This is a genomic window from Mameliella sp. AT18 (genome assembly GCF_028807275.1).
Classification (GTDB): domain Bacteria; phylum Pseudomonadota; class Alphaproteobacteria; order Rhodobacterales; family Rhodobacteraceae; genus Antarctobacter; species Antarctobacter albus.
This window is the reverse complement of the sequence record NZ_JARAMO010000034.1, coordinates 13,854-36,130: the sequence shown is the minus strand read 5'-3', so window position 1 is coordinate 36,130 and position 22,277 is coordinate 13,854. Positions and strand designations below refer to the sequence as shown.

General features: G+C 65.4%; 20 protein-coding genes. 10 read left to right on the top strand and 10 right to left on the bottom strand.

What is annotated here, in order from left to right:
- Nucleotides 1-335: 335 nt before the first annotated feature.
- Nucleotides 336-2,087, top strand: coding sequence for a hypothetical protein (locus PVW46_RS04395; protein ID WP_069211611.1), 1,752 nt, complete (start codon nt 336-338; stop codon nt 2,085-2,087).
- Between the two features lie 5 nt (nt 2,088-2,092).
- Nucleotides 2,093-3,088, top strand: a complete 996-nt coding sequence (locus PVW46_RS04390; protein WP_069211612.1) for an SUMF1/EgtB/PvdO family nonheme iron enzyme — start codon at nt 2,093-2,095, stop codon at nt 3,086-3,088.
- Nucleotides 3,089-3,279: 191 nt separating this feature from the next.
- Here PVW46_RS04390 and PVW46_RS04385 read toward each other — a convergent pair whose 3' ends face one another.
- Nucleotides 3,280-4,800 carry a hypothetical protein gene (locus PVW46_RS04385; protein WP_069211613.1) on the bottom strand — a complete coding sequence of 507 codons (1,521 nt, stop codon included), beginning with the start codon at nt 4,798-4,800 and terminating at the stop codon, nt 3,280-3,282.
- A 173-nt stretch (nt 4,801-4,973) separates the two neighbouring features.
- Between PVW46_RS04385 and PVW46_RS04380 the strand changes: the two genes are divergently transcribed.
- Both PVW46_RS04380 and PVW46_RS04375 read left to right on the top strand, forming a co-directional pair.
- Nucleotides 4,974-5,111, top strand: coding sequence for a hypothetical protein (locus PVW46_RS04380; RefSeq protein ID WP_157903766.1), 138 nt, complete (start codon nt 4,974-4,976; stop codon nt 5,109-5,111).
- Nucleotides 5,108-6,178 (top strand): tetratricopeptide repeat protein, encoded by a 1,071-nt coding sequence (locus PVW46_RS04375; protein ID WP_069211614.1) that lies wholly within the window; start codon nt 5,108-5,110, stop codon nt 6,176-6,178. Before PVW46_RS04380 ends, PVW46_RS04375 begins: the two co-directional genes overlap by 4 nt.
- Nucleotides 6,179-6,256: 78 nt before the next feature.
- On the opposite strand, the gene PVW46_RS04370 is transcribed toward PVW46_RS04375, so the two are convergent.
- The 7 genes from PVW46_RS04370 to PVW46_RS04340 form a co-directional block, all read right to left on the bottom strand.
- Nucleotides 6,257-7,438 (bottom strand): vWA domain-containing protein, encoded by a 1,182-nt coding sequence (locus PVW46_RS04370; protein WP_069211615.1) that lies wholly within the window; start codon nt 7,436-7,438, stop codon nt 6,257-6,259.
- A 110-nt stretch (nt 7,439-7,548) separates the two neighbouring features.
- Nucleotides 7,549-7,719, bottom strand: a complete 171-nt coding sequence (locus PVW46_RS04365; RefSeq protein ID WP_069211616.1) for an apolipoprotein acyltransferase — start codon at nt 7,717-7,719, stop codon at nt 7,549-7,551.
- Entirely contained in the window at nt 7,716-9,104 is a 1,389-nt protein-coding gene (locus tag PVW46_RS04360; protein WP_069211617.1) for a DUF2927 domain-containing protein, read from the bottom strand. The genes PVW46_RS04365 and PVW46_RS04360 overlap by 4 nt, the downstream gene beginning before the upstream one ends.
- Entirely contained in the window at nt 9,104-9,559 is a 456-nt protein-coding gene (locus PVW46_RS04355) for a GNAT family N-acetyltransferase (RefSeq protein ID WP_069211618.1), read from the bottom strand. The genes PVW46_RS04360 and PVW46_RS04355 overlap by 1 nt, the downstream gene beginning before the upstream one ends.
- Nucleotides 9,560-9,826: 267 nt before the next feature.
- On the bottom strand, nt 9,827-10,729 hold the full coding sequence (locus PVW46_RS04350; protein ID WP_043145251.1) for an AEC family transporter: 903 nt from the start codon (nt 10,727-10,729) through the stop codon (nt 9,827-9,829).
- A gap of 78 nt (nt 10,730-10,807) precedes the next feature.
- The gene (locus tag PVW46_RS04345) at nt 10,808-11,959 is read right to left on the bottom strand and encodes a cytochrome-c peroxidase (protein ID WP_274574845.1); all 1,152 of its coding nucleotides are present in this window, start codon (nt 11,957-11,959) and stop codon (nt 10,808-10,810) included.
- Nucleotides 11,960-12,059: 100 nt separating this feature from the next.
- Nucleotides 12,060-12,899 carry an AAA family ATPase gene (locus tag PVW46_RS04340; protein WP_043145248.1) on the bottom strand — a complete coding sequence of 280 codons (840 nt, stop codon included), beginning with the start codon at nt 12,897-12,899 and terminating at the stop codon, nt 12,060-12,062.
- Between the two features lie 438 nt (nt 12,900-13,337).
- Between PVW46_RS04340 and dksA the strand changes: the two genes are divergently transcribed.
- The 4 genes from dksA (at nt 13,338) to PVW46_RS04320 (ending at nt 17,047) form a co-directional block, all read left to right on the top strand.
- Nucleotides 13,338-13,760, top strand: a complete 423-nt coding sequence (gene dksA, locus PVW46_RS04335) for an RNA polymerase-binding protein DksA (protein WP_043145369.1) — start codon at nt 13,338-13,340, stop codon at nt 13,758-13,760.
- Between the two features lie 75 nt (nt 13,761-13,835).
- A complete protein-coding gene (locus tag PVW46_RS04330) occupies nt 13,836-15,008 on the top strand; it encodes an FAD-dependent monooxygenase (protein WP_069211619.1) in 1,173 nt (390 codons plus the stop codon).
- A 75-nt stretch (nt 15,009-15,083) separates the two neighbouring features.
- Nucleotides 15,084-16,058, top strand: coding sequence for an XdhC family protein (locus PVW46_RS04325; RefSeq protein ID WP_069211620.1), 975 nt, complete (start codon nt 15,084-15,086; stop codon nt 16,056-16,058).
- Nucleotides 16,055-17,047: a molybdopterin-binding protein gene (locus tag PVW46_RS04320; RefSeq protein WP_069211621.1), complete on the top strand. Its 993-nt coding sequence runs from the start codon at nt 16,055-16,057 to the stop codon at nt 17,045-17,047. The genes PVW46_RS04325 and PVW46_RS04320 overlap by 4 nt, the downstream gene beginning before the upstream one ends.
- 3 nt (nt 17,048-17,050) lie before the next feature.
- Here PVW46_RS04320 and PVW46_RS04315 read toward each other — a convergent pair whose 3' ends face one another.
- Both PVW46_RS04315 and infC read right to left on the bottom strand, forming a co-directional pair.
- Entirely contained in the window at nt 17,051-17,647 is a 597-nt protein-coding gene (locus tag PVW46_RS04315; RefSeq protein WP_069211622.1) for an SAM-dependent methyltransferase, read from the bottom strand.
- 93 nt (nt 17,648-17,740) lie between these two features.
- On the bottom strand, nt 17,741-18,340 hold the full coding sequence (gene infC / locus PVW46_RS04310; RefSeq protein ID WP_082024732.1) for a translation initiation factor IF-3: 600 nt from the start codon (nt 18,338-18,340) through the stop codon (nt 17,741-17,743).
- Between the two features lie 137 nt (nt 18,341-18,477).
- On the opposite strand from infC, the gene PVW46_RS04305 reads away from it, so the two are divergent.
- Nucleotides 18,478-19,515 (top strand): hypothetical protein, encoded by a 1,038-nt coding sequence (locus PVW46_RS04305; protein WP_139022688.1) that lies wholly within the window; start codon nt 18,478-18,480, stop codon nt 19,513-19,515.
- A gap of 239 nt (nt 19,516-19,754) precedes the next feature.
- On the top strand, nt 19,755-22,040 hold the full coding sequence (locus tag PVW46_RS04300; protein ID WP_043145241.1) for an arginine/lysine/ornithine decarboxylase: 2,286 nt from the start codon (nt 19,755-19,757) through the stop codon (nt 22,038-22,040).
- The last annotated feature ends 237 nt before the right edge of the window (nt 22,041-22,277 follow it).

Genomic DNA, 22,277 nt, shown 5'->3' with positions numbered 1-22,277 from the left:
GGGAGTTCGAGTCTCTCATCACCCACCATTTCCCTCAGGATGCACTGCTTTGGCCCCGGATCGGGCCGGGGTGTTTTCCAACGGCGGACAATGTCGCCGCCCCGGTTGGATTGGACGCCGCCCGGGTGCCCCCTGTGGCGGCTGTGCATAACATCCTCGCGAGCTGTTCCGCGAGGGTTGCTTTCACACACTCAAAATTGTCATTTGTAACTTTGACTGTCCGCGTCCGCCCGGCGCTGCCGGATGACTGTCCAGCCAGGCGGGGTACGGAGAAAATTGTTCATTTCCTTTGAAGGCGGCAGGCCGCTTTCCCGGGACAACGCGAGAGGATAATCGTGCGACCCAAGAGCTTTATCAGCGCCACCGCGGTGGCGGCCATTTCCGCCGCCACCCTGCACACCACGCCCGCACTGGCAGAGGCAGGCGGTGTGCTGGATCCGCAGACGCGCGCGCTTCAGATGCAGCAGTACAACGAGGATCGCACCAAGAGCATTCTCGAACTGCAACCCTTCCGCACCACCCAGACCGCCCAGGGGGCCGACGGCACCAGCTATGAGCTGGTCTCGCTGAACCCGGGCATCAACTCCTGGTATGTTCTGACCGTCAGCTCCGAGGGCTTCTGGTCAAGCACGCGGCAGTTCCACCTGGAACTGGCCGATCCGGAACATTCGGTCATGGCGCTGGCGGGCGGGGCCGAGCCCGAACTGGTCATCACCGGCGAGGCGACCGAGTACCGCTGCGCCCCCTGGTCGGGCCGCAGCCCCGAGCTGGACGAGGCCCAGTATCGCGGGCTGCCTTTCGCGCCGATCTGCGAGGAACGCGTGTTCCTGCGCAACCAGGTGCGCGGCAACTCCACCAACCGCGAGGCAGTGGCGGAATTCCTGCGCGACAACGTCGTCTTTGGCGAAAGCATCGTGAACATGATCAAGGGCTCCTTCTACGAGGATGCCTTCATGAACTCCGGCCCCGTGGTCGAGGGCGCGGATGCGGGCGAAACGGTCAAGGCGCTTGGCAAGGCCAAGCTGGACAATGCGCCGGTCTTCCGTGCCAGCTTCAACTTCGATCTCGAAGGCGCCGAGGGCGGCCGTGTCGAGGCGGGCAGCTGGTACGCCATCAAGGACGTGCCCGGTGTCTATGCCAGCGCGATGAAGCCCGGCATGATCTCGCGTGAGATCCTCAGCCGCCCGGGAGAGACGCATGGGCTGGACGGTGTAGAGCGCGGCGCCGACGTCTACATGATGGCCTTCGATCTGGAACAGTTCGAACTGGGCTACGAGCTGGGTACCGAACACCCCCGCCTGGGCTGGTCGCCCCGGCCTTCGGGGGCAGGGCGCAACTATCGCACACCCGGTCCCGACGGCATCGACGACTCCACGCCGCTGGTTCGTTCGGGCATGCTGTCCCCGGCCAAGACCGACCGCGTGGTGGGCACCTTCGCCGCCGGGTTCAAACGCAGCCACGGCGCCTGGCGCCTTACGGAAAAGGCCTATACCAACTACGGCCATCACTATGGGTTCATCAGTGAAGGCGTGGTCTTCTCCAAGCTGCAGCCGGACCTTGTGACCATTCTCGTCATGGATGACGGCACCATCGACATGCGCAAATGGACGCGCGAGGATGAAAAACTCCTGCCGCGGATCCGGTTTGCCCGCCAGAACGGCGTGCCCCTGGTCGAACCGGACCCCGCCACCGGCGAGGGGGTGCCCGGCAGCGAGGTGCGCAGCTGGATGGGCGGCAACTGGTCCGGCGACGCGGACGCCAAGCTGCGCACCCTGCGCGGCGGTGCCTGCATGAAGACCGCCGCCGGGCGCAAGTTCCTGATCTACGCTTATTTCTCGACCGCGACGCCGTCCGCGATGGCGCGGACCTTCCAGGCCTATGGCTGTGACTACGCGATGCTTCTGGACATGAACTCGCAGGAACACACCTATGCCGCCGTCTACACCCAGGAGGACGGCACCGTGGTGCCGCATCACCTGGTCAGCGGCATGGCCTCGATTGACGACCGCCGCCGCGACGGCACGCCGATCCCGCGGTTCGTGGGCTTCGCGGACAACCGTGACTTCATCTACCTGCTGAGGAAGTGAGCGACATGACGACAAGGCGCAAGGTGATCGGAGCGGCCCTGGGGGTCGTGCTGGCGGGGCTGATCGGCGCATCCGGAGGCGCCGCCCAGACCCTGCAACAGAACAACGAGGCGATGTTTCGCCAGATGCAGGCGGCGCGGGGCGTCACCAATGCCGAGATCCAGCGCATCCGCCAGATCTTTGCCGGCTCGCGCTGGATCGGGCAGGGCAACCCTGCGGTGACGCGTCATCCGCTGACTCCGGAACAGGCGCAGGCGCGCTTGCCTGCCCCGGCGCTGGAGTTCTACCGCAACAAACGGTTCGAGAAGATCTGCGGCGAGAAGTACATGGCGCCGCTCTACGATCCGGCGACGCAACAGCCAGAGGATGCCAAGGTCTGCGCCGACATGTTCGAATGGCCGAACGTGCCTTTGGCCTATCCGGTGACCTGGGTGCGTGCCCGCGAAGCGGCGGAACTGTGCTGGGCCGAGGGAAAACGCATCGGCGACGCGCATGAATGGGAAGGCGCCTCGCACGGGGCGCTGACCCCGCCGGACTATTTCTTTGGCATGAGCGTGCAGGCCGCCCGCGCGGCCCATAACCGCAAGTACCAGTCCAGCGCCCGCTACAGCATCGGCCCGACCTGGAAAAGCGGCGTCTGCGCGACTGGCAGCTTCAAGTCCGGCGGTTGCAATGGCGGCAGCTTTACCGGCTGCGGGTCCAACACCTATCCGGCGGGCAGCTTCCCGAAATGCAAGAGCCCGCTTGGCGTCTACGACATCGACGGCAACGCGGCCGAGCACATGAACCTGCCGCTGGCAGCCGACCAGATGGCCAGCCGCGGCAGCCGCAAGCTGGGCGTGACCGAGATGAAGGGCAGCTGGTTCATCTGGGACACGGTACGCGCCCATACCCATTGGAGCCGTTGGCGCGCGCCTTACTGGCATGGCTCACGCGTGCTGGCGCAGGGCAGCCACCACAACTACCACCTCGGATTCCGCTGCTTCAAGGACGTGAACTGACGCTTCCGTACACTGAAACAGGAAACGCCGCCCGGCCTATCGCCCGGCGGCGTTTCTTCATGTCCGGTGCAGCCCGATACGCCCCTATCGAGTTTCTTCTTGGCAAAAATACCCCGGGGGTGAATTGGCCGAAGGCCAAGAGGGGGCAGCGCCCCCTCTTTATTGGTTCACGTCCGCGAACGGGCCGGGTCTCAGTTGGCGCTTGCGACCTGCAGCTGCGCGGCGCGGATCGGGCCTTCGTCGCTGATCAGCGATGCGTAGTCCGGGTCTGCCATCAGATCGGCCAGGCGCACGGGGCGTCCGTTCAGATAGGCGGTCTGGCTGATCAGGCGAACACCGTGGCTGTAGTCGGCGTAGGTGGCGCCGTGCACGGTGCTCAGCGGCTGGATCGCCTTGCCGTTGGTCCGGTGCCAGCCATAGATCGCCACGCGGCCACGGTTGCTGCTCAGCCGGTTGGTCAGCACCAGGTCCTTCTTGTGGCCCGATGTCAGGTGGCCGGCGACGGAGGCTCCGCGCAACTGGCCTTCGACGGTGCGGTTGTGGCGCACGAGATAGTCGGTCGAGGACATTTGCGGACCCGGGGTCATCGGCTTCGGTGCCACGCGGGTGTCGGCGGCGCGGTAGATCTGGTCCACCATGCGGCGCGTCGGCAGCATCATGTCAAAGCGTCCGGCGATCTGCATCGCGGCGGGCAGGCCCATCGGCACGCGCACGAAATCGCGGTCACTGCCGACGGCCAGGTAATCGGGCGTCGCGCAGAATGTGATCCGGATCGGCGAGCCATCGCGGGCGCGGCCCGAAACTTCGACAGGCACCAGGTCCTGGAGGAACGAGGGCATGTTTCCGGCAAGAATTTCACGCGCGACAAGGCGGTCGCGCTCGGTGCCGCTGGTGCGCATCAGGCCGGCCATGACCGCGTCGCCGCCTTTCGCCGAACCACGGCGGTTCGGCATGGCGCGGGTCAGGCGGGTGTTGCAGGTCGCGCCGGACACCGGGCGTTCGATGGCGCGCGGCAGGGCGGCCAGCGTGGCGGTCGGCGCCTCTGCTTCGGGTGTGCGGTCGATGCTGGGTTCGGGCAGTTTCAAACCCTCCGGACGCAGTTTCGGACGCAGCGACACCGCAACCTGGATGGTCTCGGAGACCTCGGGAACGTCCAGTTCGGGGCGGGCACGGGGGCGGATCGTCCCCAGTGTCGCGATCTGCGGCACCAAGGAAGACTTCATCACTTCCTTGTCCGGCTCCGGGGTGATGTCGCGCGGCAAGGAGGCCAGCGCCAGCGGTGCACTGTCCAGTTCCGGTGTCGGCAGGCCGTCGGCGCGCGGCGCGGCAAGCCCGCCGGGGGCGCTGCGCGCGATGTCCGGCGCGGCGGAATGGTCGCGCCCGACAGGCAGCTGGTGCGGCGGGTGCCAGGTCTGTGCGCGTGGCAAACGGTGGACCACCTCGCTCAGGGCCGCGTGCCGGGGCTCGGCGGCCGGGGCAGGCGCGACCGTCGGGGCCAGCTTGCTCACCATGACCGGTGTCGCGGGTGCCGCTGTCGGGCCCTGATCGTCGGGCATCATGACAAGAACGGTCACGGCCGCAGCCGCGTTCAGGGCAGCAAAGCCCAGTGCGGCGGCAACGAGGCCGGGACGGCGTGCGGCGGAATCAAGTCTGGATAACCAGCCCTTGTGTTCGGCGGCGATTTCAAGATCGGAGGAGTGTGCCTGCATCATGACGCTGCCTCCTAGTCGCGAAGCGTTAAGCGAACAATGACGATGCGCACGGCATGGCCCGCCTTGGGCGGGAACTCGCCAACCCGGCCCGCAACCATCCTGTGGCTGCAAGGCCGCAAAGCGGATCATGCACCGATGTGTCCGTTGATAGGGTTTGATCTCATCCAATTGGAATGAAAGAGTATCTCTGGATTTTAGTCAAACTGCTTCGGCAACAGGTGGCGGATTTCCGCGAGGACTTGCATCTGGGCAACAGCCCGCAGGTCATTTGCGAAAATAACGTCGAAAAGTTGAAAGGAACGCGCGGATGATCCGTTCGACACGAGACCTTACCAAAGTGATTCTTGCTGCGGCGCTGATGCCGCTGGCTGCTCCGGCGCAGGCTGCCGGTGCGGAAGATGCGGCCCGGTTGTGCCGCGAACTGGCGGGTCCGGCCACGGCCGAGGCGCCGGTCAGCAAGCAGGCGGTCAGCGATTACTTCCGCGCGCTGCGTTCCGCCCGCGCTGCCTGCGAACGGGCGGTCATCGGGGCCAACCCGGATCCCGAGGCGCTGTTCCAGGTGGCCGTTCTGATGCAAGCCGATGGTGAACATGCCCTGGCGCTGGAAACCTTCGAACTGGCTGCAGAGGCCGGGGTGGCCGCCGCGCGCACCAAGCTGGGTGATTATTTCAACTTCGGCACCGGCGACGTGTCCGAGGATCTGGACCGGGCCATCGCCGAATATCGCGCGGCTGCGGATGCCGGCGATCTTCCGGCAAAGGCCACTCTTGGCATGATGAGCGGGCTGGGGCGCGGAACCTCGCGCGACTTCCGCCAGATGGTCGGCCTGCTGCAGGAGGCCGCGGATGGGGGCTATCACTTTGCCCAGCTGCGTCTCGCCTCGATCTACATGAACCCGCGCAGCCTGCCGCGCGGCCTGGCCGAGGAACTGGGCCTGCCCGACGTGGTCAAGGCGGCCGAAATGCTCGAACTGGCCTCGAAACAGGGCAACGAGGATGCGGCGCGGGCCCTGTCTCAGCTTTATTCCGAGGATGGCCCGGTCACTGATCCGGCACAGCGCGCGGCGCTGATCCGGCGGTCGGCCCAGGGTGGCGACCCGGCGGCGATCAACGCGCTGGGGTTCCTCTATGAACGCGGCGAGGGGGTGGACTACGACCCCGAACAGGCGGCTTCGCTCTATGTCCAGGCGCTGGAGTCGGGCCAGGTTTCGGTCAACGAGATCCGGGGCCGGGTGGATGGCCGCGCCGTCGCCTGGGACCCGGACACGGCACTGGCTTTCCAGCGGATCCTGCAGGAACGCGGGCTTTATGACGGTGCGCTGGATGCCAAGGTCGGCCCGGGGACGCTGCGTGCGGCGCGGGGGCTGGCAACCCAGTGACCCGGGCATATCCGGGGCCGTCTGCCAGACTGGCAGGAGGTCCCGGGTCACGCCCGGGACGGGCTCATTCTTGGGACGTCAGCCCAGCAGGCGCACGCCCCGGTCGATCCCTTCCAGCGTCATCGGCACCATGCGGTCCTCGAATATCTCGCGGATCATGGTGATCGACTGCGTGTACTGCCAATGCTTCTCGGGCACCGGGTTGATCCAGAGGTGATCGTGCCACTGGTCGCGCGCCCGTTGCAGCCAGACCTGCCCGGCCTCGGCGTTCCAATGTTCATTGGCGCCGCCGGGATAGGCAATCTCATAGGGTGACATCGAGGCATCGCCGACAAAGATGCACTTGTAGTCCGGCCCGTAGGTGTTCAGCACCTCCCAGGTCGGCGTCTGCTGGTCATACCGCCGTGAATTGTCGCGCCAGACACCTTCGTACAGGCAGTTGTGGAAATAGTAGTGTTCGAGGTGCTTGAACTCGGACCGCGCGGCAGAGAACAGCTCTTCGACCACCTTGATGAACGGGTCCATCGAGCCGCCAACGTCGAGAAACAGCAGCACCTTGACCGCGTTGTGCCGTTCCGGCCGGGTGACCACGTCAAGATAGCCGTGTTCGGCGGTCGCGCGGATGGTGCCGTTGAGGTCCAGCTCTTCCTCGGCGCCCTGGCGCACCCAGCGGCGCAGCCGTTTCAGCGCCACCTTGATATTGCGCGTGCCCAGCTCGACCGAGTCGTCGAGGTTGCGGAACTCTCGCTTGTCCCAGACCTTTACCGCCCGCTGGTGGCGGCTTTCGTCCTGTCCGATACGCACGCCTTCGGGATTGTAGCCATAGGCGCCGAAGGGCGAGGTGCCGGCAGTGCCGATCCACTTGTTGCCGCCCTGGTGGCGGCCCTGCTGTTCCTTCAGCCGCTCCTTGAGCGTCTCCATCAGCTTGTCGAAGCCGCCAAGCGCCTCAATCTGCGCGCGCTCTTCCTCGGTCAGGTGCTTTTCGGCCTGCTTTTTCAGCCAGTCGGCGGGCAGGTTGACCGCCTCAAAGACTTCTTCGGCGCTGATCTGGTCCAGCCCCTTGAAGGCGGTTGCGAAGGCGCGGTCGAACCGGTCGAGATGCCGCTCGTCCTTGACCATCGCGCTGCGCGCCAGAAAATAGAAGGCTTCGACGTCATAGGTGGCGAGGCCCGCGCGCAATCCTTCGAGAAAGGTCAGGTATTCGCGCAGCGTGACCGGCACGCCGGATTTCCGGAGGGTTTCGAAGAAGGGTACGAACATGGCGCGACGCTATCCCGATTTGCCGGGCATGGAAATGGGGTAAGGGACGGCAGTTCGGCTGTCCGCCCAGGCCGTCATCCTGGCGATTGCCCGCGAATTTCCGGCGTTCCTCAGCCCAGCAGGGTCTTTTCCAGCGCGATCGTCACGACCAGCCCCAACAGGGCGAAGGCGATGGCATAGATCACCGCGTATTGGGCGATATCGGCCCAGTTGCCCTTGCGCCGTTTGGCGGTTGTCCCGCCGATGATGGCGCCCAGAAGCGCCCCGAGGATCACGATCATAGCGTCCCTTGTCCCTGCCTCGCGGGATTGAGCGATCCGATCTCGCGCAGTTTCGCGCGCACCGCCCAATCAGAGCCGAACCCGTAGCGTGCCCAGCCGAGCGAGTCCACCCGGACGCTGCGGCCCTCGGCGACGCGGCCCGAGAGTTCCAGTGCTTCGGCCCGCAGCATCAGGAGCGTCGCCAGAAGGGCCGCGTTCTCATGCCGGGCGGCGGTGTCCAGGTGCGGACCGATGAGGGCCAGGGCATGTTCCGAATTGCCCGAGGCGATGGCATAGGCCCCCAGTTGCGAGGCGACATAGGCGCGATGGAGCGCGGTGTCCGGGCGGCGGCCAAAATAGCGTTGTGCCAGGACGAACTGATCCTGCGCCGCCTGCGGGTCGGTGGCCTGCAGCAGCCGGCCCATCGCGTAATGCGAAAAGGCGCGGCGATGATCCGTCCAGCCCATTGCCGAGGCAACCTGCAGCGCCTCGATGGCGGCGGCGCGCCGCTGTGCCGGGTTGGCGCCGGGGCCAAGGGCCGTCTGAACCGCGTCGATCCAGACCCGGGGCGTCTTTGCCAGCCGCTGCGGGATGATGCCCTGGCCGCGCGGGTTCACGCGGGCCAGGATCGCGGGCAGACGGTCGGCAACCTGGCGCCGCGTCATGCCGGTGCGCAGCGCCGGGTCATAGTAGATGCGCAGGATCATCATGTCGTAGCCGGTCAGGACCGTGTGGACGTTGTCGTCGTTGAACACGCTGTCGGGCAGGCGATAGAGATCGTTCAGAGGGCCGATGGCCTGGGCCAGTTCCTCGTGCAGGCAGTCGCGGACTTCCTGCGGCGAAGCGTCGTTGGGCAGGAAGATCGCCAGCCGTTCACGCTGTGTCAGCGTGGACCAGCTGACAGACCGGGATCGGCGCTTGCTGCGGTATTCCGCCAGGGACGAGACGTTGGGCACCACGAAACAGGCGGCCTGGGGCAGGGCGGCGCGGATGTCGGCCCGGCTGACGGCCTGAACGGTGATATTGGCCTGGGGGTCGCCGCTGAGCGCGATGTCGATCCCGGCCTCCGTGCGCAGCCGGTGCAGCAGTCGGCGCAGGTCCGGCGCCAGCGAGGAGGGCGGCGCCCCGGTGACGCGGACGGTGATCGGCGTGTCGAAACGGGTAAAGCTCTGCAGCGGGCGGCCCGATTCCAGCGTGAAGGCCAGGTCGAGGAAATCCCGCGCCACGTCCTGGTTCGAGGCCACGGGCGCTTGTGGGCGCGGTGCGGCAAAGCTCTTCATCGGGGGCAGGCCGCTGGTTCCGTCGACCGCGGCCGCGCGGGTGGCCGCGGTGTCGGTCGGCGTGGCCGGCATGCAGGCGCCCAGCAGCAGGTAGAGCGGGAGCATCAGGCGACGGGACCTGCGCATCACATCCTCTGGTACTTGATGAAGGGCGTCAGCGTGCCGATCCGGTCGTAAAGCTGGCGGGCCGTGGTGTTGAAGTCCTGCGTCAACCAATAGACGGTGGCGGCGCCATAGGCATCGGCCTTGTCATAGACGCCCTGGATCAAGGCGCGACCGATTCCCTGTCCGCGTACATCGGGAACTGCGTAGAGATCCTGCAGGTAGCAGACCTCCTCGATCTTCCAGGCGTGGCGGTGGAACAGGTAATGCGTCAGGCCGACCAGCCTGCCGTCAAGTTCGGCGACAAGGGCGTTGAAGTCGCGCGGATCATCGCCCAGAAGGCGTGCGAAGGTGGACGCATAGACCGGTTCGGGAACGGAGCTTTCGTAGAAGGCCAGGTAGGCCGTCCAGAGCTCACGCCACTCCGGTTCGTCCGCGGCGGCCAGGGGGCGCACCGTGAGAGCCGTATTTGGGGACACTTTTTAAGCCTGCCTGCTTTGTGTTCCGTGTGGATGCTCTAAGACATCCTTGGATTTTCTGTCCTCTGTGGGATCACTATAGGGCAAAACCTTGGTTTCTGCCCAGCACTATGCCCGCCTGTGGATAATTTTTTCCCGATTTCGGGAAGGCGGTTCAGAAATCGTTAATTTTATGGAGTTTCGCTGGATCAGGTGAGTCCGAATTGCCACTGTGGGTGCCTGTTGATAACCCTGCCGCCAGGTCAAACGTGGCGGTTTCGGGGCACTTCAGGCCAGCCAGGCCAGCGAAAACAGCGACAGGACACTGGTCCAGATGATGACCGGCGCGATGGCATCCGTGCGCACGCCGTACAGCAGCGCCAGCGCAAAGGCCATTGCCCCCGACGGTCCGGCGGCGGTCAGCGTGAAAAGCGTCTGCCAGGCCTCGGGCGGGGCCACGGCCCAGAGGGCACCCGCGACCAGTGCCGGGAAGGCCAGCAGTTTCAGGGCGGAAACAGTGGCCACCAATGGTGTCGGTGTCAGCGCGTGGCCTGACAGGATCACCCCCAGGGCGAAGAGGGTCAGCGGCGCGGCGCCGGCCCCGGCAAAGCCCATCGCGGTCAGGATCGGCTCTGCCACCGGCAGGCCGGTGACATTGACCACCATGCCAAGCGCGATGGCGATCAGCACCGGGTTCGACGCGATGCGCCGCAGGGCCGGACCGGGTCCGGCACCGCGATTGGCCATCAGGTCCGTCGTGACGATGAAGAAGGCAAAGCTGACCGCCGCGTCCCATGCAACGATGGCGGTGACGGGCAGGGCCGCTGCCTCGCCGTAGATCAGAAAGCTGATCGGCCAGATATACAGCAGCGTGTTGACGAAGATCGTGGCCATCGCCAGCAGCCAGGATTCCAGCAGCTCGCGCCGGAACAGCAGGCGGCAGACCGCGAAGGTCAGACCGAACAGCGCCACCTGAGAGGCGGCATACCCGGCCAGCGCGCCAACCCGGAAGGATGACCAGTCCAGCGCCGAGATCAGAGGAAAGATCAGCGCGGGTTGCAGGATGAGAAAAGCGATCCGGTTGATCGCGCCCGCCTCACCCTTGCTGACCTTGTCGAGGCGGCCCAGCAGGAACCCCAAGGCCAGCATCGAGAAGACCGGCAGGATGTCATGGGTCAGAATGTGGAGCATGGGGCCGTCCGTCTGTGTTCCCCGCGACAGAGCATGCCGGGCCGCCGGGCGCAAGCTGCCGCCGGGGCAGGGCTCGGGTCAGTCCCTGGACAGAAGATGCTCGTACCTGGCGTCGGTCAGCGTCTTCAGGAACGCCACCAGTGCGTCGATGCGTTCATCGTCCAGCGCGGGCCCGTGGGTCAGCTCCTCCTGCGCCAGCGTACCCGGGATAGGCGGCGGGCCAAAGGGCGCGCCGGTTTCCGGGTTGATCTGCCGCGCGGCGGATTTGCTGTTGTAGCGGTTGTAGAACAGGATCACCGTCCGCAGGTCCTGGAACACACCGTTGTGCATGTAGGGGCCGGTCACGGCGACGTTGCGCAGGGTGGGGGTGCGGAACTTGCCCCGCTCTCCCGGGTCCGTCACCGCCGGGTTGTCCAGCAGGCCGTTGTCGACCTGGTCCGGCGGAATGCCGTTCAAGCCCCGCAGCGGGCCGTTCTGCGGCACTCCGATGTTGTGATAGCGGTAATCGGTAAAGGTCTCGCGCGGGTCCATCTGGCCGCGTCCGACCTGGTGGCAGAGGTTGCAGTTGGTGAATTGCTGCGAAAAGAACAGCAAGCGCCCAAGTTCTTCTTGTTTCGTCAGCTCCGCGTCGCCGCGCAGGAACCGGTCGTATTTGGAATCGAAGGGCGCAAAGACCTCGGTTTCCTCGAAGGCGGCGATGGCCTGCGTCATGGCGGCATAGGCGCTGTCCGCCTCGTCCCAGACCTCCGCGCCGAAGAGGGACGGAAAGGCGGCCTCGTACACCGGGTCTTCACGCAGGCGGGCCACGACAGCTGCCTTGTCGGTCATGCCCATCTCGATGGGGTTCAGCGGCGGGCCACCAGCCTGGTCCGCAAGCGTCGCGGCGCGCCCGTCCAGGAATTGTCCGCCTGTCCAGCGCCCCTCGGCATCGCGGTGAAAGGCGGGTGAGAGAGCGGCATAGGTGGCGGTGGGTGCGTTCCGGTCCCCAAGCGACAGACCGTCGTCGCCGGGTGAGGCCATGCCGTGTGGATCGGCGAACCCATAGGCGGGGTCATGGCAACTGGCACAGGATTGTGTCCGGTTGGTCGAGAGGTTCACGTCATGAAACAACAGCGCGCCCAAATCTGCCTTCGTCCGGGGCACGTCGGGCGCGTCACCGGAAACCACGGCGGCAAGGGTCGTGACGCCCAGGGTCAGGGCGGCAAGAACGGACAGGCGAAAGGCGGGCATGACAACTCCTTTGGGCTTGGGTCGTCGCATACGCCGAAAATGGACCTGAGTAAATTGATCAGGATCAAGCCCCCGGCGGTTTGGCCGGGGCGGGATCGCCTCAGCGTTGGCGCCGCGCCATGAAGGCCAGCCGTTCGAACAGATGCACGTCCTGTTCGTTCTTCAGCAGCGCGCCGTGCAGCTTCGGCAGCGCGCTGGCGCCGTCGCGTTTCAGGTCCTCGGCATCCAGATCCTCGGCCAAGAGCAGCTTGAGCCAGTCCAGCACCTCGGAGGTCGAAGGTTTTTTCTTCAGGCCCGGCTGTTCGCGCAGCTCGTAGAACTGGGTCAGGGCCGTGGTCAGCAGCGCGGGCTTGATGCCCGGATGATGGACCTCGACGATCTTGCGCAGGGTCTCGGTGTCGGGGAACTTGATGTAGTGGAAAAAGCAGCGGCGCAGAAAGGCGTCGGGCAGTTCTTTTTCGTTGTTCGAGGTGATGATGACGATGGGGCGTTGTTTCGCGCGGATCGTCTCCCCGGTCTCGTAGACGTGGAACTCCATCTTGTCGAGTTCCTGCAGCAGGTCGTTGGGGAACTCGATGTCGGCCTTGTCGATCTCGTCGATCAGCAGGACGACCTTGCCCTCGGCCTCGAAGGCCTGCCACAGCTTGCCCTTGCGGATATAGTTGGCCACGTCGTTCACGCGTTCGTCGCCCAGCTGGCTGTCGCGCAGCCGGCTGACGGCATCGTATTCGTACAGTCCCTGCTGCGCCTTGGTGGTGGATTTCACCGCCCATTCCAGCATCGGCAGACCCAGGGCCTTGGAGACCTGGCGCGCCAGTTCGGTCTTGCCGGTGCCGGGTTCCCCCTTGACCAGCAGGGGGCGTTCCAGTGTCACCGCGGCGTTCACCGCCATCGTCAGATCGTCGGTAGAGACGTATTCCTCGGTGCCTTCGAAACGCATGGCGCGACCTTCTTGCTGTAACCTGTCGCCAGAGGGGTAGTGCGGTGCGGGCGCCTTTGCAAGTGCAGCACCCGTGCCCGACCGTTGCGTCACGGCGTGTCCTCATGTGCGGGTCAAGGCATCGGCGCCTAGCGGCCGGAAGGGCCTGCGCCATCCTGTCGCTTTTCGACCTTTGGAAGCGCGGCGGAGGCGAAAACCGGGCCCGGAAACAGGTGCCGATGTTGGAACCCCGGGCCGGAAATCCAGTCCCGAGAATGGCTTGGCCGGGGCATCCCGGGCTTGCCACAAAGTTACCCAGGGGCAGCCGCAAATCGGCCGAGGAAAGACGCTAATGTGACGTGACAACGGTCGCGGCTTGCTTTAATGCCTGCCCGCAGGGGTGCCAGATATCTGAGGAATTTCAACATGGCGGATATTGGCGTTGATGAGGGAGCGGATATGAAGCCTGAGACCTTTCTGCCCGATGATTACCGTCCGGCCGAAGACGAACCGTTCATGAACGAGCGGCAAACAGAGTACTTTCGCCGCAAGCTACTGGCCTGGAAGGCCGAGCTTCTGTCCGACAGCCGCGACACCATCGAAGCGCTGCAGGAAGGCACGCGGAACATCCCTGATGTGACCGACCGTGCCAGCGAAGAAACCGACCGCGCAATCGAATTGCGCACGCGCGACCGTCAGCGGAAACTGGTCAGCAAGATCGACCAGGCGCTGCGCCGTATCGACGAGGGCGAATATGGTTACTGCGAAGTGACCGGCGAGCCGATCAGCCTGAAACGGCTGGATGCACGTCCGATCGCCACCATGAGCCTCGAGGCGCAGGAACGCCACGAGCGCCGCGAGAAGGTGCATCGCGACGACTGAGCCGCGACCACATGGACACGACATGGTAGACGCCGGGGCCTTGCCTCGGCGTTTTTCCTTTGCCAATGGAAGCACATGGAACTGACGGGCCGCGACATCACCATCATCGGCGCCGGGATCGGCGGGCTGACCGCGGCGCTTGCACTGCGGGCGCGGGGCGCCGAGGTGCGCATCCTGGAACAGGCCGACGCGATCCGCGAGGTCGGCGCCGGCATCCAGGTCAGTCCCAACGGGTTGCGGGTGATCGAGGCGCTGGGTCTGGGCGAGGGGTTTCGCGCCATCTCGGTCGCCGGGCGCGCCGTCTCGCTGCGCGAGGCTCGTGGGCGCGAGGTGCTGAGGCTGGATCTGACCCGGCTGCCGGCCGAGCAAAGCTATCGCTTCGTGCACCGCGCGGACCTCGTGGATCTTCTGGCCGGGCAGGCGCGCGCGGCAGGCATCCGTGTGCGCCTGCTGCAAAAGGTGCGCGAGGTCATGCCGGGCACGCCGCCGCGGGTCGCGCTTTGCAATGGCGATGCCACCGGCGCAGAACTTGTGATCGGCGCGGATGGATTGCATTCGGTGCTGCGCCCGGTCCTGAACGGCGTGGCGGACCCGTTCTTTACCGGGCAGGTGGCCTGGCGCGCGGTGGTGCCCAACACGGTCGGCCATCCACCAGAGGCGAGGGTCCACATGGGGCCGGGGCGCCATATGGTCAGCTATCCGTTGCGCGGAGGCGACCAGGTGAATGTCGTCGCGGTCGAAGAGCGGCGTGGCTGGGTCGAGGAAAGCTGGAGCCACCAGGATGCGGGCGACAACCTGCGCGCGGCTTTCGCGGGCTTTGGCGGGATGGTGCCGGGCCTGTTGGCCGGGGCGGACCAGCCTGGCCTGTGGGGGCTGTTCCGGCACCCGGTGGCGCGGGTCTGGCATGGCGCGGGTGTGGTCCTGCTGGGGGATGCGGCCCATCCCACCCTGCCTTTCCTTGCCCAGGGGGCCAACATGGCGATGGAAGATGCCTGGGTTCTGGCCGATGCTCTGTCAGAGGCGCCCGACATGGCCTCGGCGCTGGCCTGCTACCAGCACCGACGCCGCGACCGGGTTGTTCGGGTGATCGAGGCGGCCAATGGCAACGCCTGGAAATACCATCTGCGCAACCCGCTGGTGCGCGGCGTGGCGCATCTGGGTCTGGGCGTCGTGGGCCGGTTGGCACCGGGCCGGATGCTGCACCAGTTCGACTGGCTTTACGGGCACGACGTGACGCGCGGCGCCTGATCCGTCCGACCATTGAAGGGGGGGACACCGGCCCCCTACATGATAGACATGGCCCGTCACAGGGGAGAGGCATTCATGGACAGGGTAGACGCGATTCCCGAGCAGGCATTGGCCTGGCATCGTGCGGGCGATGGCGCCGTGCTGGCCACCGTGGTCGAAACATGGGGCTCTGCCCCGCGGCGCATCGGCAGCCAACTGGCGATTTCCGGAACGGGCATGATCGAAGGTTCGGTCTCGGGCGGCTGCGTCGAGGGCGCGGTGATCGTCGAGGCGCTGGAGGCGCTGGAGGCGGGTGAGCTGCGCGAGCTGGAGTTCGGGGTCTCCGACGATGACGCCTTTGCCGTCGGCCTGGCCTGCGGCGGCACAATTCGCGTGCTGGTGGAACCCGTGGGGGACGTCCTGCCGGAACTGCTGCTCGAGGACCTGGTCAAGGCCCGTGCCGCGCGCGATCCCGTCGCCTACGTGGTCGACCTGGATCGCAGCGACCGTTGGTTGGACCGACAGGGATTTGCCGATCGGTTCCGGATGGACCGCTCCGGGTTCGAGCCGGACAGCCGGGTCTTTGTCGGCATCCACAACCCGCCGCTGCGGCTGATCGTGGTGGGGGCGGTGCATATCGCCCAGGCCCTGCTGCCGATGGCGCGCATCGCGGGCTATGATCCGTCGGTGATCGACCCGCGCGAAACCTTTGCCTCGCCCGAGCGGTTTCCGGATACGCGCCTGTTGCATGACTGGCCGGACGAGGCGGTCGAGACTCTGGGGCTGGACACGCGCACCGCGCTGGTGCTGTTGACCCATGATCCGAAGCTGGACGATCCGGCGCTGGAAAAGGCGCTGCGTTCTGGCTGTTTCTACATCGGGGCGCTGGGGTCGACGCGCACCCATGCCAAGCGGGTGACACGGCTGACAGAGGCAGGGTTCACCGAGGCTGAGATCGCGCGCATCCATGCGCCCATCGGGCTGGACATCGGCGCCGCCGGTCCGTCGGAAATCGCCGTCTCGATCATCGCGCAGATGACTCAGGTGTTGCGTCGCGGGGATCTGCGATGAAATTCGGCGCCGTTCCGCTGGACGAGGCCGAGGGCGCCGTGCTGGCGCATAGCGTCGCCCTGGACAAGGGGCGCCTGCGCAAGGGCCGGGTGCTGACGCCCGAGGACCTGGACAAGTTGCGCGGAGCGGGCCTGGACGAGGTCATCGCGGCACGGCTTGAAACCGGCGACATCGGTGAGGACGCCGCCGCTGCGCGCCTGGCGCAGGCGCTTGTCCCCGACTCGGCGCGCGCGGGGCTGAAGATCGGCAAGGCGGCGACCGGGCGGGTGAACCTGCACGCCGAGGCGCCCGGCGTCGTCGAGGTGCTGGCGGGCCGCATCCACGCGCTGAACGCCTTGCATCCGATGATCACCGTGGCGACTGTGCCCGAGTGGCAGCGCGTGGCTGCGGGCGGCATGGTGGCGACGGTCAAGATTATCTCCTACGCGGTGCCCGAGGCGGCGCTGGAGGCGGCGTGCCTGGCGGGGCAGGCGGGGCTGCGCCTGCGGCCCGTGGTCTGTCGGACCGCGCAGCTGATCCAGACCACGGTCGACGGGTCGGAAACCGGCGACAAGGGGCAGAAGGTCACGCAGGATCGGCTGGATCGGCTGGGGGTTCAAATCGGCCCGCAGCAGGTGGTGCCGCACCGCGTCGGTCCGCTGGCAGATGCGGTCGCGGCCACCGATGCGGATGCGGTTCTGATCCTGACGGGCTCTGCCACTTCTGACCTGCACGACGTCGCGCCAGAGGCGGTGCGACGGGCCGGCGGCTCTGTCACGCATTTCGGGATGCCGGTCGACCCCGGCAACCTGCTGTTCTACGGCGAACAGGCCGGGCGTCCGGTGATCGGCCTGCCGGGCTGCGCCCGTGCCCCGGCGCTGAACGGCGCCGACTGGGTGCTGGAACGGCTGTTGTGCGGCGTTCCCGTCACCCCGCAGGACATCGCGGGCATGGGCGTCGGTGGCCTGCTGAAGGAAATTCCGGCACGCGGTCGTTTGCGCGAGGCCTGAGGATCAGCGCGGCGCATCCCCGATCAGGTCGATCAGGGCCGAGCGCCCCTTGTGGCCCGCGCCCTCGTCCAGGTCCTGTTCGTATTCCGCAAGACGCAACAGGGTCAGGTCCGGGAAGGCCGCGCGCAGCATCTCTGCGGTATACATGTTGTCGGGGTTTCCCGGCCCCCCGGTGCCATAGTCCACCTGCTTCGGCGTGTAGCCATGCAGCATCAGCCGCCCTCCCGGAGCCAGCGCACGGCGCAGCCCGGCAAAGACCGGGGCGCGTTCCTCGGGCGACAGGAACTGGAAGAAGACCGCCACAACCAGGTCATAGGTCCGGCTCCAGTCCCAGTCCTCGATCGTCGAGACATTGAAGTCCGGGGCCACGCCTGCCTTCTTCGCCAGCTTCTCGGCCTTGGCGATGGCATTGGGCGACAGGTCGAAGGCCGTGACATCGCAGCCCTGCTGCGCCAGCCAGACCGAATTGCGGCCTTCGCCATCGGCGATGCACAGCGTACGGGCGCCCGGTGGAATCAGCCCGGCATGCGCGGTCAGAAAGCCCGAGGGCGCGGTGCCAAAGACATACTCCTCGGTTGCGAAACGATTGTCCCAGCTCATGCGCGTTCTCCTTGGGCAGATACGAAAAGCCCGCCTTGGCGGCGGGCTCATGTGCGGATAATGCGCCTTTTCAGGCGATCATGTGCCGGACCCTCACTTGGCTGAGGGGCCGATCATCATGACCATCTGGCGGCCTTCCATCTTCGGCATGTTCTCGACCTTGCCGATTTCCTTGACGTCTTCCGCCACGCGTTCCAGCAGTTCGCGGCCAAGGTTCTGGTGCGCCATCTCGCGTCCGCGGAACCGCAGGGTGACCTTCACCTTGTCGCCGTTCTCGAGGAACTTGAAGACGTTGCGCATCTTGACCTCGTAGTCGTGGGTGTCGGTGTTCGGGCGGAACTTGACCTCCTTGACCTCGATGATCTTCTGCTTCTTGCGGGCTTCGGCTTCGCGCTTCTGGGTCTCGTACTTGAACTTGCCGTAGTCCATGATCTTGCAGACCGGCGGCGTCGCGTTGGGCGAGATTTCCACGAGGTCGAGCCCGGCTTGTTCAGCCAGGTCCATCGCACGGGCAGGGGTGACGACACCGACGTTTTCGCCTTCGGCGCCAATGAGCCGGATTTCAGGGGCCCGGATACGGTCGTTGACTCGGGGGCCTGTGTCGCGCGTGGGCGGCGCGTTATGTGGTCTGCGGGCTATCGGAATGCTCCATTTGCGGTTTTCATCAGGGTGGCAAGGTAAACTTGGGCGCATAGGCTTTCAAGCGGCAATTCCATGCCTGTGCGCCACTTGCAAACGGATTCCCCTTGAAGCTGGCCGGGGGGCAGCGCACACCGCTTCCTAGGAACCCTGCGCACCGGCGCGCGGGGCGGAACGTGATGGAGGTTCCCATGAGAAACCTGATCTTCGTCCTGGTCGCGGTTGCAGCGGGCGTGGGTGGTTACCTGTGGTACGCAGACCAGCAGGCCAAGGAAGAAGCGGCACGCGCTGCGGCCGAGGCGGCCCGGGCGGCCGAACTGGCAGCCGCGGAAGCGGCTGAAAAGGCCGAAGAGGCCGCCAAGGACGCGGCAGAGGATGCCGTGGACGTGGCCAAGGACGCGGCGGACGCAACCGTCGACACCGCCAAGGACGTGGCCGATACCGCCAAGGACGCGGCGGATGCCACGCTGGACGCGGCCAAGGACGCCGCCGACAAGACCGTGGATGCCGCCGAAACCGCGCTGGCGGATGCCGCCAAGGACGTTGCAGAGGGCAAGGCCAAGCTGGGCGATGCCCTGGCCGGTGCCGCGGACAAGACGCTGGATGCTGCCAAGGACGCGGCGGATGCGACCGTTGACGTGGCCAAGGATGCGGCTGACGTGACCGTGGACGCCGCCAAGGATGCCGCCGACGCGACGATGGACGTGGCCAAGGACGCCGGTGACGCGGTCGACACGGCCCTGGCGGACGCGGATGCGCCCGAGGCCGTCGATCCCGCGCCCGCTGCAGAGCCTGCCGAAACTGCCGAGCCGGCCGCAGATCCTGCCGCCGAACCCGTCGAGACGGCTGACCCGGCTTCGGAACCGGTGCTGGAGCCGTCGGCAACAGCCGATCCGGTGGTCGAACCCGTCGATACAGCCGAGCCGGCCGCAGAACCCGCAGCCGATCCGGCCGCAGAGCCCGTCGAGTCGGCGGAACCCACCGATGCCGCGCCCGCGGCCGACCCCGCCGCAGAGCCTGTCGAAACCGCCGATGCGCCGTCGATCCAGGAACTGCTGACCGTCGATGGTTTCGACTATGACAAGGTGGTCGACTACATCGACAACTCCGAGCTGGGCGAGCTGAAGAAGGTCAGCGCCAAGGCCGCGGTAGAGGCTGTCCGGGACAACCCCGAGATCACCCAAACCGCGCTGGACCAGATCAAGGTTCTGCTGGGTCTCGAAGAGTAAGGTCCGTATCCCCCGAAACGCAGAAGGGCCGCCCGATAGAGCGGCCCTTTTGGTTTGGTGCGCAACTGTCTGCAGACATCCTGGGCATCGGCATTCGATGTCGCGTAAATGCGCCGCGAAAGCGGCCCTTGGGCTGGTGGATCTTGGATGGCCGTTCCGCGTGGTCTATCGTGGCCCGGACGTCGTTGCCGAGGCTTCGAGAACAATCGGGCGTCCAGGATCGCATCAAGGATAGACAGATGAAGTTTCGCTTTCCCATCGTCATCATCGACGAGGATTTCCGGTCCGAAAATACTTCGGGCTTTGGAATTCGTGCTCTTGCCGAGGCGCTCGAGAACGAGGGGTTCGAGGTTCTGGGCGCCACGAGTTACGGCGACCTGTCACAGTTCGCACAACAGCAGAGCCGGGCGTCGGCTTTCGTCCTGTCGATCGACGACGAAGAATTCAGCCCGGGCCCAGACCTCGACCCGGCCGTTCTGAACCTGCGAAACTTCATCGAGGAGGTCCGCGCAAAGAACGAAGACGTGCCGATCTATATCTACGGTGAGACGAAGACATCACGGCACTTGCCGAATGACGTCCTGCGCGAACTGCACGGTTTTATCCACGCCTTTGAGGATACACCTGAATTCGTCGCCCGTCACATCATCCGGGAAGCGAAGAACTATCTCGAATATATCCAGCCCCCCTTCTTCAAGGCACTTCTCGATTACGCCGAAGACGGGTCGTACTCATGGCATTGCCCGGGGCATTCCGGCGGGGTCGCCTTCCTGAAATCGCCCGTGGGGCAGATGTACCACCAGTTCTACGGTGAAAACATGCTGCGCGCCGACGTCTGCAACTCGGTCGAGGAGCTGGGGCAACTGCTGGACCATAACGGCGCCATCGGGGCGTCGGAAAGGAATGCGGCGCGGATCTTCAACGCCGACCATTGCTTTTTCGTGACCAACGGCACCTCGACTTCGAACAAGATGGTCTGGCACCACAGCGTCGCCCGGGACGACGTCGTGCTGGTGGACCGCAATTGCCACAAGTCGGTCCTGCACGCGATCATCATGACCGGAGCGATCCCGATCTTCCTCAAGCCGACGCGCAATCATTGGGGCATCATCGGTCCCATTCAAAGATCCGAGTTCGAGCCGGAGGCGATCCGGGCAAAGATCCGGGCTAACCCGCTGCTGGAGGGGCTCGATGCCGATACGGTAAAGCCCCGCATCCTGACGCTGACGCAATCGACCTATGACGGTGTTCTCTACAATACCGAAGTGGTGAAGGACCTGCTCGACGGGTATGTCGAAACGCTTCACTTCGACGAGGCCTGGCTGCCCCATGCCGCCTTCCACCCGTTCTATGGTACCTACCACGCGATGGGCCGCCAGAGGCCGCGCACGAAGCATTCCGTGACCTACGCCACCCAGTCGGTTCACAAGCTTCTGGCCGGCATCAGCCAGGCGAGCCATATCCTCGTGCAGGATTCCGAGGAAACGAAGCTCGACCGCCACCTTTTCAACGAATCCTACCTCATGCACACGTCGACAAGTCCGCAATATTCGATCATCGCGAGCTGCGATGTCGCGGCGGCCATGATGGAGCCGCCGGGTGGAACGGCGCTGGTCGAAGAAAGCCTGCTGGAGGCGCTCGATTTCCGGCGTGCCATGCGCAAGGTCGACGCAGAATATGGCAATGACTGGTGGTTCCAGGTCTGGGGGCCGGACGAACTGGCAGAGGACGGGATCGGGCGGGCAAAGGACTGGGAGCTGAAGAAGACCGACAGCGATGCGGTCGAAAGCTCGGGCGAAGACGCCTGGCACGGCTTTGGCGACATGGCCCGCAACTTCAACATGCTGGACCCGATCAAGGCGACGATCATAACGCCCGGGCTCAACATAGATGGTCGGTTCGAGGACACAGGCATCCCGGCCTCGATTGTCTCGAAGTACCTTGCCGAACATGGGGTCGTGGTCGAAAAGACCGGTCTTTACAGCTTCTTCATCATGTTCACCATCGGCATTACGAAGGGCAGGTGGAACACGCTTCTCGCCGCGCTTCAGCAATGCAAGGACGACTATGACCGGAACCAGCCGCTCTGGCGTGTCATGCCGGAGTTCTGTGCCAAGCAGTCGCGGTACGAACACATGGGGCTCAAGGACCTGTCCCAGCATGTGCACGAACTCTATGCGAAATATGACGTGGCCCGGCTGACGACCCAGATCTATACCAGCGATCATCATCCGGCCATGTCACCATCAGAAGCCTTTTCCCACATTGCGCGCAGGAAGACCGAGCGGGTCGGGATCGACGAGCTCGAAGGTCGTGTGACCACGAGCCTCGTCACCCCATATCCGCCCGGTATCCCGCTTCTCGTTCCCGGCGAGATCTTCAGCACGGAGATCGTGGACTATCTCCGCTTCAATCGTGAGTTTTCACGCGAGTGCCCTGGCTTCGAGACTGACATCCACGGCCTCTTGCAGGAAACGGACAAGAACGGCGAGGTCAGGTACTTCGCCGACTGCGTCGCAGAGTGAACAGAAAATCGGCGCGCCGGGGGGCGTTCTTGTGCGACAGGCGGCTTGCGGCAATCTCGTCGTGCCGTTCCCGCGTGTCGCAGCCCCCGTCTGCGGTCATGGAGCCGTTTAGGATCGAGTGGGAATTGATCAACTATCCCGCCACGGATGCCGCTGCCGGGCGCGCTGTCGTCTCAATCAGACCTTCAAGGCACCCGTTCGTGGTCTTGTGCCTCTGTATCGCACAACAGTCTATCG

Excerpts from the sequence above, each read along its gene's own strand:
- PVW46_RS04390 (WP_069211612.1), top strand. The coding sequence starts at position 2,093 with ATGACGACAAGGCGCAAGGTGATCGGAGCGGCCCTGGGGGTCGTGCTG.
- PVW46_RS04385 (WP_069211613.1), bottom strand. The coding sequence starts at position 4,800 with ATGATGCAGGCACACTCCTCCGATCTTGAAATCGCCGCCGAACACAAG.
- PVW46_RS04380 (WP_157903766.1), top strand. The coding sequence starts at position 4,974 with ATGAAAGAGTATCTCTGGATTTTAGTCAAACTGCTTCGGCAACAGGTG.
- PVW46_RS04375 (WP_069211614.1), top strand. The coding sequence starts at position 5,108 with ATGATCCGTTCGACACGAGACCTTACCAAAGTGATTCTTGCTGCGGCG.
- PVW46_RS04370 (WP_069211615.1), bottom strand. The coding sequence starts at position 7,438 with ATGTTCGTACCCTTCTTCGAAACCCTCCGGAAATCCGGCGTGCCGGTC.
- PVW46_RS04365 (WP_069211616.1), bottom strand. The coding sequence starts at position 7,719 with ATGATCGTGATCCTCGGGGCGCTTCTGGGCGCCATCATCGGCGGGACA.
- PVW46_RS04360 (WP_069211617.1), bottom strand. The coding sequence starts at position 9,104 with ATGCGCAGGTCCCGTCGCCTGATGCTCCCGCTCTACCTGCTGCTGGGC.
- PVW46_RS04350 (WP_043145251.1), bottom strand. The coding sequence starts at position 10,729 with ATGCTCCACATTCTGACCCATGACATCCTGCCGGTCTTCTCGATGCTG.
- PVW46_RS04345 (WP_274574845.1), bottom strand. The coding sequence starts at position 11,959 with ATGCCCGCCTTTCGCCTGTCCGTTCTTGCCGCCCTGACCCTGGGCGTC.
- PVW46_RS04340 (WP_043145248.1), bottom strand. The coding sequence starts at position 12,899 with ATGCGTTTCGAAGGCACCGAGGAATACGTCTCTACCGACGATCTGACG.
- dksA (WP_043145369.1), top strand. The coding sequence starts at position 13,338 with ATGAAGCCTGAGACCTTTCTGCCCGATGATTACCGTCCGGCCGAAGAC.
- PVW46_RS04330 (WP_069211619.1), top strand. The coding sequence starts at position 13,836 with ATGGAACTGACGGGCCGCGACATCACCATCATCGGCGCCGGGATCGGC.
- PVW46_RS04325 (WP_069211620.1), top strand. The coding sequence starts at position 15,084 with ATGGACAGGGTAGACGCGATTCCCGAGCAGGCATTGGCCTGGCATCGT.
- PVW46_RS04320 (WP_069211621.1), top strand. The coding sequence starts at position 16,055 with ATGAAATTCGGCGCCGTTCCGCTGGACGAGGCCGAGGGCGCCGTGCTG.
- PVW46_RS04315 (WP_069211622.1), bottom strand. The coding sequence starts at position 17,647 with ATGAGCTGGGACAATCGTTTCGCAACCGAGGAGTATGTCTTTGGCACC.
- infC (WP_082024732.1), bottom strand. The coding sequence starts at position 18,340 with ATGCGCCCAAGTTTACCTTGCCACCCTGATGAAAACCGCAAATGGAGC.
- PVW46_RS04305 (WP_139022688.1), top strand. The coding sequence starts at position 18,478 with ATGAGAAACCTGATCTTCGTCCTGGTCGCGGTTGCAGCGGGCGTGGGT.
- PVW46_RS04300 (WP_043145241.1), top strand. The coding sequence starts at position 19,755 with ATGAAGTTTCGCTTTCCCATCGTCATCATCGACGAGGATTTCCGGTCC.